3 protein-coding genes are annotated in these 4,675 nt (G+C 44.2%); 2 read left to right on the top strand and 1 reads right to left on the bottom strand.

Features of this window, described 5'->3' with window-relative positions:
• Positions 1-1,040 (top strand): NADP-dependent malic enzyme (locus LC574_RS27320; protein ID WP_229456798.1); only part of this gene is annotated, 1,040 nt, incomplete at its 5' end.
• Between the two features lie 118 nt (positions 1,041-1,158).
• On the opposite strand, the gene LC574_RS27315 is transcribed toward LC574_RS27320, so the two are convergent.
• The gene (locus tag LC574_RS27315) at positions 1,159-1,974 is read right to left on the bottom strand and encodes an Rpn family recombination-promoting nuclease/putative transposase (RefSeq protein ID WP_229456799.1); all 816 of its coding nucleotides are present in this window, start codon (positions 1,972-1,974) and stop codon (positions 1,159-1,161) included.
• A 265-nt stretch (positions 1,975-2,239) separates the two neighbouring features.
• Between LC574_RS27315 and LC574_RS27310 the strand changes: the two genes are divergently transcribed.
• Positions 2,240-4,528: a PhoD-like phosphatase gene (locus LC574_RS27310; RefSeq protein WP_229456797.1), complete on the top strand. Its 2,289-nt coding sequence runs from the start codon at positions 2,240-2,242 to the stop codon at positions 4,526-4,528.
• Positions 4,529-4,675: the final 147 nt, after the last annotated feature.

Genomic DNA, 4,675 nt, shown 5'->3' with positions numbered 1-4,675 from the left:
GAGTCGGTCGAATTTGTACAGCGATCGCTCAAGATCCAGAGGAAGTTTACAAATTAACCATCAAACAAAACACTGTTGCCATTGTTACCGATGGTAGTGCCGTTTTGGGATTGGGAAATCTCGGCCCAGCAGCTGCTCTCCCAGTCATGGAAGGCAAAGCAATGCTATTTAAGGAATTTGCGGGGCTAGATGCTTTTCCCATTTGTCTCGCCACCCAAGATACAGAAGAAATTATCCAGGCAGTTAAGAATATCGCGCCAGTTTTTGGGGGCGTGAATTTAGAGGATATCGCTGCACCTCGCTGTTTTGAGATTGAAAAGAGATTGCGCCAAGAGTTAGATATCCCGGTTTTTCATGATGATCAGCATGGTACAGCAATTGTCACCTTGGCAGCATTGTTTAATTCCTTGAAACTGGTACATAAGTCAATGGCCCAAATCCGCATCGTGATTAATGGTGCTGGGGCGGCTGGAGTGGCGATCGCTCGATTACTCCGTAAAGCTGGGGCAGAAAAAATCTGGATGTGCGACTCTAAAGGGATTATCTCTACCAGTCGCACCGATTTGACAGAAGAAAAACTCGAATTTGCCGTGAAAGCTCAGGGTACATTAGCGGGTGCAATGCAAGGAGCAGATGTATTTATTGGTGTCAGCGCACCGGGAGTTTTGACATCAGAAATGGTGCATTCGATGGCGAAAGATCCAATTATCTTTGCAATGGCAAATCCGATTCCAGAGATTCAGCCAGAATTAATCAGCAAAGATGTAGCTGTGATCGCTACCGGTCGCAGTGATTACCCGAATCAAATCAATAACGTTTTAGCTTTTCCTGGGGTATTCCGTGGTGCTTTAGATTGTCGGGCCCATACAATTACCACCACAATGTACCTAGAAGCTGCAAATGCGATCGCTTCTTTAGTCAAGCCTTCAGACTTGGATCGGGAACATATTATCCCTTCCGTCTTTGATGAGCGCGTCGTCACTGCTGTTGCTGCTGCTGTACAACAAGCAGCGCGTCAAGAAGGTATCGCTCGGAATTAATTAAAATAATGACTCTTATGGGACGGGCGAGACGTTTATTCCACAAGAGTTATTATATGGAATCTCCTATAGTAAAATTGCCAAAACCAGCAAACCATTTTGGTTACTCTTCATCATTTTATGATTTCGATTGTACAGCTTGCCTAACAACTTGTTCGTCCAAACCTAGCGCTTGAGCTATCTGTTCAATACTCAATCCTAGCGCCCATAGCTGAGGTATTGTTTCTAACTTTCCTTCTAACTTGCCTTCTAGCTTGCCTTCTTCTTTACCCTCTTCTTTACCCTCTGCAAAAACTTCTTGGTAAAATCTAGTTTGCTTTAACTCACTTAATCCGAACATTTTTCCCATCTCCTCCCGGCTCAAGCGCGGCAATTTGTAGATTAATATCGTTTCTATCAATTGTATAATTTCCCTCTGTTGGGCGGCATTGAGAATTTCTTTTCGGGCGCTGTTTACAATCTCTATAGCTTTCGTTGTTGCAGTTGATTCTGGTTCGATGATTAGTTTTACTGTCTCAATCCCGATAGATGATGTGGGAATTGAGCTTAACTCGTTCAGGTAAACGCGAGTCACTCGTTGTGAGTTAAGTAATTCTGCATATCTCTCTGTATCTCCAGTATCAACGCTGCGATTGGGAAAGATGACAACACCACGCCAGGTGTTAGTTAATTCAGTTTTGTCAAGATAGTTAAAGATTTCGGCAAATAAACGGGAATAAATTTTTTTATCTGGTTGAAATTGCACCTCAGCAAAATAAATGGGTAATTCTGGAGTATTGGGTAAAAATACACCATCAATTCTAAATGCCAGTTGTTTGACTTCGACTGAAGAAAATTGGTAAGCACTGGCCAGTGATGGCGGTTGGTTAATGAGTTCAAAGAACGTGGTGGGCAAGCTTTGAAAGATGCGATAAAAGATACTGTCGGTTTTCAAGGCAGCTGGTTTTACAGTTGATGAGCATATTTTACAGTTTTGCGTAGGCATAGCCCACCGTTGGCGTATCACTTCCCTACGGGACGCTGCGCGAACGTGGAAGCAAGCTAGCAAGAGCGTGTCGCAGACAAGCCTCTGGTAGAGTTGGCATCGCTCATTATGAGGCGTGTCAGATTGAGGACTGGCGAAACACTCGTCCCCATTTGGTGATTGGATTATAAATAAAGCAGGATCATCCAAAACACCATCATGTCAACTCTTTGCAATGAAATATCAAGCTGGCGACGAGTTTTTACAAAAACTGCCACTAATTTTAGCGGGGCCAATTCTAAAACATACTGAACCGAAGTTAGTAACGGTATGGGTGGCACTGAAACAGTCTTGTCAGGTAAAACTCAAGGTTTATGACACAACAACTGATGGTGAAGCACTAGGAAATTGCTTATTAGAGGGGCAACGCTCTACGGTTGCTTTGGGCAAGTACCTTCACATTGTTGCTATAACGGCTCGGTCTATGGAGGGGTATCGTTTAATTAATAACCGCATCTATGCATACGACCTCCAATTTACTCTCGCTGACCAAACGCAGCAAACGCTACAGCAAGCATTATGCTCAAACTCCTCTGCTACAATCAGCATCAGCTACTTTGAACATCAAAAACCAACCTTTGTTCTGCCGCCAAACCGTCTGCAAGATTTGCAAATTATCCATGCTTCTTGCCGTAAACCTCATGGTCATGGGTTTGATGCACTGCCGATTCTTGACAGTTTAATTGAGGCAAAAGCAAATCAACCCCAACACCGTCCGCACCAGCTATTCCTCACCGGAGATCAAATTTACGGCGATGATGTAGCAGAACCATCCCTGTGGGTTGCCAGTACTCTTGGTGATGCCCTCTTGGGTTGGGAAGAACAACTTCCTGTGAATGGAGTGTACTGCACTCCCCAGCAGCTATCCCCCGGAGAACGGGCTGATGTGGCGACAAATCAAGCTGGATTGACCGCAGGATTACATAATAAATCTGAGAAAGTTAACAGCCATCTTTTCAGCCTGGGGGAGTATTACGCTACTTATTTACTAGCTTGGTCGCCAGTGTGCTGGCCAGCCGCATTTCCCAAAGGACATCAAGTAACGCGCGATCGCCATGCTATCAAGAAGTGGAACCGACAAGTCCGGCATTTGCGCCAATTCATTTATACCCTTGGGAAAGTGCGCCGCGCCCTTGCCAATATCCCCATGTACACTATCTTTGATGACCATGATGTTACTGATGACTGGAATTTAAACCAAGCTTGGTGTTTGCGAGTCCTGGGGCGTCCCTTGGGGCGAAGAATAGTCCAAAATGCATTGTTAGCTTACACGGTATTTCAAGGTTGGGGCAATACACCTGAGCAATTTGCAGAAGGTCAATCCGGTGAAAAGCTGTTGGCGGCGGCACAAGCTTGGTCAGCTTCCCAAGGCAGAGATGCAAAGGCTGATCAGGCGATCGCTCGTTATGTAGGTATGCCAGCCAACGATCCCCACACAGATTTACCTATTTTAGTCCGAGATGGTGCAGTATTCATTCTGGATCGACATCCTGAAGCAATCACTTGGCACTACACAGTCCAGAGCGATCGCCATGAAGTAATTGTGCTGGATACCCGCACTTGGCGGGGTTATCCAGCCGATCAAAAACCAATCGCCCCGCCGATGCTGCTGTGTCCAAAAGCCTTTGAGCAACAACTAGTTTTACCTTTACAAAAAATAGCTGAACAAACTCAGATTCAAACTACATTTGTGATTGCTCCCACAAATGTATTTGGATTACAAGTGATTGATTGGATTCATCATTGGAATTTACAACAAGAGAAAGTGTTTTCAACTGATGTTGGAGATGCTTGGAACATTAATGTTGAAGCACTGGCGGAATTTCTAACTACTTTGTTTGAAGAACGTCAACAAGTCGTTATTCTATCAGGAGATATTCACTACAGTTCTGTTGCTCGCTTATCTTATACACGCACTCATTCCAAATTACAGTCTGTCTTGGTGCAATTAACCGCTAGTGCATTGAAGAATGAAGAGATTTTGACGCGGCTCATTCATACACGATTGAAACATTGGCTGCTACCAGAAAAAGTGCGACATTGGATAGGTTGGATCAATCCACCCAATATGGTAGAAATTTCAGAGAAACAATTACACCATAATCGCCAGTTGCTGACTAACTCTGAGTGGCATTGTGTGTTGGAGTGGATACCTCGAAACAGCGTTCAGACTTCTCGCTTCAAAGCAGATATATCATCGTTGATAGCTCCCTGGAAACGAGCCGAAAATGCCAAATGGAAATGGTTACAACCCCTGATGTTTTGGAAATTTCGTTGGGTTCAGGAGGGGCGAGAAGTAGTTGGATTTAATAATTTAGGTCTGGTTCACTTTGAGTTAGCAGATGGGAGTAGTTATTGCAAAGTTATTCAAGATTTGTACTGGTTTTCTTCTTGGTATCCAACCCAAGTTGTTTACAGCCGTTTTGAGAGCCAGTTAACGCCTAATCAGTCATTGTTACGATAATCGCGCAGTGTGCAACTTAATATAGGACTCCTATTTGATTTTTGAAATACACGTAGGGTGGGCTTTGCCCACCAAAACCCGGATATGGTGGGCAAAGCCCACCCTACATTACTGTACCTAGCAGTTATACGGAAATACTTGTGATGG

This window comes from Nostoc sp. CHAB 5715 (genome assembly GCF_020829685.1).
Classification (GTDB): Bacteria; Cyanobacteriota; Cyanobacteriia; order Cyanobacteriales; family Nostocaceae; genus Nostoc.
Note: the sequence above shows the minus strand (reverse complement) of the source record. Positions and strands in the feature narration are given on the sequence as shown.